Annotated in this window: 5 protein-coding genes; all 5 read left to right on the plus strand. The window is 66.0% G+C overall.

Annotation, left to right across the window (positions count from 1 at the left end):
- The coding region (locus tag AC3FOF_RS44365; protein WP_488730292.1) for a type VI secretion system Vgr family protein at window positions 1-1,943 on the plus strand (1,943 nt) is incomplete at its 5' end.
- Between the two features lie 2 nt (window positions 1,944-1,945).
- Window positions 1,946-2,746 carry a DUF4123 domain-containing protein gene (locus tag AC3FOF_RS44370; protein WP_488730293.1) on the plus strand — a complete coding sequence of 267 codons (801 nt, stop codon included), beginning with the start codon at window positions 1,946-1,948 and terminating at the stop codon, window positions 2,744-2,746.
- Window positions 2,747-2,831: 85 nt separating this feature from the next.
- Entirely contained in the window at window positions 2,832-3,269 is a 438-nt protein-coding gene (locus AC3FOF_RS44375; RefSeq protein ID WP_488730294.1) for a hypothetical protein, read from the plus strand.
- Window positions 3,270-3,310: 41 nt separating this feature from the next.
- On the plus strand, window positions 3,311-3,898 hold the full coding sequence (locus AC3FOF_RS44380) for a DUF3304 domain-containing protein (RefSeq protein ID WP_488730295.1): 588 nt from the start codon (window positions 3,311-3,313) through the stop codon (window positions 3,896-3,898).
- A partial coding sequence (locus AC3FOF_RS44385; RefSeq protein ID WP_488730296.1) for a phospholipase effector Tle1 domain-containing protein occupies window positions 3,895-4,401 on the plus strand: 507 nt, incomplete at its 3' end. The genes AC3FOF_RS44380 and AC3FOF_RS44385, both read left to right, overlap by 4 nt.

Below are 4,401 nucleotides of genomic sequence, written 5' to 3' on the forward strand. Positions count from 1 at the left end.
AGTACTGCGTCCAGCCCGGCGAGTCCGATCTCGGCTTCGTCTGCCGCCTCGCCGCCGAGGAAGGCCTCGTCTTCTACCACCGCCACGACGACACCGATCACCGCCTCGTCCTCGGCGATCGCCTCTACGTCCACGGTTCGATCGACGGCGGACCCGTGCGCTATCAGCCCACCCCCGGCGCCGACCAGCCCGAACCCGCCCTGCGCCGCTTCGCTTACGCCCAGCACGTGCGCACCACCCGGCAGACCCAGCGCGATTACACCTTCAAGCATCCGCGCTACCGCCAGGAGCACTCCCCCAGCGTCGCCGGCCAAGGCCAGCCCGACTACGAGCGCTACGACTACCCCGGGCGCTACAAGCAGGATGCCGCCGGCGCCCCCTTCACGCTCAACCGCCTGCGCGGCCGGCGCCGCGACGCGCGCCTCGCCGTGGTCGAGGGCGACGATCCCCGCCTCGTGCCCGGCATCGCCTTCGACCTCATCGGCCACCCGCGCGCCGACTGGAACCACGGCTGGCGACCCGTGCGCATCCGCCACCGCGGCACCCGGCACACCAGCCAGGCCGAAGAGAGCGCCGACGCCCAGCAAGGCACCCACTACAGCTACACCGCCGAGATCGTCCCCGACAAGGTCGAGTGGCGCCCCGCGCCGCTGCCCCGGCCCCTCGTCCCCGGCCCCCAGATCGCCACCGTCGTCGGCCCCGACGGCGAGGAGTTCCACGTCGACGAGCACGGCCGCGTGTGCGTACAGTTCACCTGGGACCGCCTCGGCCGCCACTCCTGCTGGATACGCCCCGCCCACGGCTGGGCCGGCACCCGCTGGGGCCATCTCGCACTACCGCGCATCGGCCAGGAGGTTCTTGTCGATTTTGTCGACGGCGATCCTGACCAACCCATCATCACCGCGCGCATTTACCGCGTCACCAACCCCACGCCCTACGCGCTGCCCAAGCATCAAGTGCTCAGCACCATCAAGAGCAAGGAGCACAAGGGCCAGCGCGCCAGCGAGCTACGCCTGGACGACACCACCAACGAGATCAGCGCCGCGCTGATGAACGACCATGGCGCCAGCGCCCTGCATCTCGGCTACCTCACCCATCCGCGGCCCGACGGCGGCGCCCCGCGCGGCGAAGGCTTCGAGCTGCGCACCGACCTGCATGGCGCGCTGCGCGCCGCCCAGGGGCTGCTGCTCTCCGCCGAGGCGCAGCGCGATGCGGCCGGCGGCCAGCTCGACCGCGAGGCCATCGTCGCCACGCTCGACGCCGCGCTCCAGCTCGCCAAGGCGCTGGGCGATTACGCAGGTCAGCATCAGGGGCTCGCGCACGACGCCAAGCCACGCGAAGGTCTGACCGACGCCGTGCGCGAGATGGGGCATGGCGCCAACGACCAGGCCAACGGCAGCGGTAACGGTACCAAGCCCTTGCTCGCGCTGTCCGCTCCTGACGGCATCGCGGCCGGTACGCCGCGCACGATCGCGCTCGGCGCAGGCGAACACATCGACGCTGCAGCGCAAGGCAACCTGCAGCTCAGCGCCGGCGAGCGCGCGCTGATCCACGCCCTCAACGGCATCAGCACCTTCGCGCAGAACGGCGACGTGCGCCACATCGCCCATCAGGGCGAGATGTTGCTGCTGGCCCAGCACAACGTCATGCGCCTCGAAGCCGATCAAAGCGTCGACGTGACCAGCAGCGAGAGCCACGTCATCGTCGCGGCGAAGGAGCACATCACCCTCTTGTGCGGCGGCGTCTACATCAAGCTGCAAGGCGGCAATATCGAGTTGGGCATGCCGGGCACGTTCACCGCCAAGGCCGGCAGCCATAACTTCATCGGTCCGGCCAGCATGGACCATCCGCTGCCAGCCTTCCTGCCGCCCGGAAGCATCTGCGTCGAGTGCCTACGCCTCGCGGCGAAAACGGGTAGCCCGCTGGCGCGCAAAGGACTGTGACCATGACCCTCATCGACCTGCCCACGGACACCGCAAGGCAACGCCTCTACACGCACGTCGCCGCGGCATGCAGCAAGCTCTCGCTGTCGCGCGTGCATGCCTTGCTGGACCTTTCGTTCGCCGACGACGCACGGCGCCAGGCGCTGGCCCAGCTGGCGCCCGAACCGAGCACGCTCTACCGCGACCTCTACGCGGGCGAAGGGCTCGACAACATCGATCCCTGGCTGATCGAAATACCCCTGGAACCCACCGACCGCTTCCTCGCGCTCTGCGAACACTGCGCGGGCCGACCGATGCTGAGCTTCCTTGTCGCCCCGGCCTCGCATGGCGACCTACTGACGCATCTGCGCGGCCAGTTGGAGGCGAAGGACGACGCAGGCGACACCTTTATCCTGCGCTGGGCCGACACCCGTTGCCTGCCCTCGATGTATGCGATCCTCGATGAGACACAACGCACCCGCCTTTGCAGCGGCATTTCGGCCTGGTGGTATATGAGCCGCGATGGCGAACCCGCCAGCCTCGAGATGCCATCAGCCGCAGCGCCCTCTCGACACGACACGGCGTTTCCCTATCAACTCACCGCTACCCAGATCCAAGCCGTGCGCACAAGCGCGCGGCCTGACTGGTCGCTCGCGTACATCGCCGATCGGCCACATCTGTATGGCGCACTGACGGGAAACGCATCGCGCCACCACGCGGTCACGTGTGCAGCGATAGGCAGCGTGCCCAACGACGCCACAGACGCGCATGTCCTTCGAAGCGTTGTGCAAAGCCTGGCCGATCAGGGGTTGCTACAACCGTGAACGCCTTATCGCGGCCGACCTCCGACACCGTGCCGGCCAGCCACCTCACCCCATCGCACGATGTGCCATCCGGATTGCGCCTTCTATGTATCGCCTGACACGCCTCGTTTTTTCGCCTTGGACCTATCTGGTGACCGGCACGGCATCCCTTGGGATCCTTGTTTTATATGCGGTCCTGCTCGGCTTCATGTTGGTTGCGGGGCCCCTCTTCCGATTCGACTGGAGTCATTGGCTCGGTAGCAATTCGTGGTCGGCTGCCATTTCGTGGGGAATCTACGCCGGGCCAACGCTCACGCTCGCCGGTTTGCTGATGTTCGCCGTGCGTGCCATCTTGGTGGAGTTCTTGCCGCGCACGCGCCCTTGGGTCTACTTCGGCCCGCCGCCCACCGCCGCATCGTCACCGATGGTATCCACGCCAGTACCACCGCACAACACGCCGGCATCGGTGACGGCCACGCCAAGCGCCGCAGCACACGACGTACACGCCGCCGCACCCGATGCACCTGCGTCGGGGGCCGAATAAGAGAACGTCACGCCCGATAAAGACACGGATGGGAGAACGCGATGCGTAACACTCTGACACGCTTTCTGCAGCTCGCTCTGCTGCTCGCGCTGACGGCCTGCAAACCGACCGATGCGCCTGCCGCCGCAACAACACGCCAAGACACCATGGTGCCGTTGCAGGTCAGCGTCCTCAACTACACCGACGACTATATCGACGAGGTGTACGTCAACGGCTCCTGGTCCGGTGGCATGGTCGCGCATGCCGGAGGGGGTAGCTTCGCTGGCCACGCGTCAGTACCCCGTCAATGGGACCCGAACTACAAACTCACCATCCGTTGGCGCACCAAGCCGCTCTACCTCAAGAACCCCAACGCGTTCTTTGAGCGCGAGCTGACCACCCAACCCTATCAAATGGATGAGCGCGGGCGCATGACCTTTCTCTGGGTGGCCTTTTTTCCAGGCGGCGAAGTCAAGCTCTTCCCCACTTTGGTGGGTCCGGGTCATCTCGATTTCCCAGGGGGACTGCTCGAGCCAACACTGCAATGCCGCAAGGAGCACCCCGGTAGTGCCCACTGTGAAGGCCCTACCGAACTCTGGGATCTCATGAGAAAGGGCAAGGCCGCCCACACGGAGGACAAGACGCCATGACGATTTCCCAACTGCCTGACAATGTAAGCGAGAACCCGTGGGCTCTCACGGCGAACGACCGCAGGGGCGTTACTTGCACCGAGTCGCCCAACGACGCCATGTCGTGCCAGCGTACTTTGTATCTCGGATTCTTCTTCGACGGCACGCGCAACAAGCGCCAGTACGACACAGAGCCCAAGTCGCATAGCAATGTCGCACGGTTGTTCGACGTCTTCGACGAAGACATCAAATCCGGCGAAGACCGCCAGTACCGCTTTCGAACCTACGTCCCCGGCGTCGGCACCGAATTCTGGAAAGGCGTTGGCGATGCCGGTGTGGGCTTGCACGCTGCCGCTGGCGCCGCCGCCGGCTGGGGCGGCGAGGCCCGCATCAACTGGGCGTTGCTACAACTTCAAAACAACCTCCATAGCTATGCCTTCGGCGACCAACCACTGACCGTAGAAGCCGAAGACCTCGCCCTCGTCAAACAAATGAGCGCCGACATCAACTTCAAGCGCATGCGC

The organism is Cupriavidus sp. 96C5-1 (assembly GCF_057798855.1).

What these genes read in the sequence shown, in the direction of transcription:
- AC3FOF_RS44380 (WP_488730295.1), top strand. Translation starts at nt 3,311, where the DNA reads ATGCGTAACACTCTGACACGCTTTCTGCAGCTCGCTCTGCTGCTCGCG.
- AC3FOF_RS44375 (WP_488730294.1), top strand. Translation starts at nt 2,832, where the DNA reads ATGTATCGCCTGACACGCCTCGTTTTTTCGCCTTGGACCTATCTGGTG.
- AC3FOF_RS44370 (WP_488730293.1), top strand. Translation starts at nt 1,946, where the DNA reads ATGACCCTCATCGACCTGCCCACGGACACCGCAAGGCAACGCCTCTAC.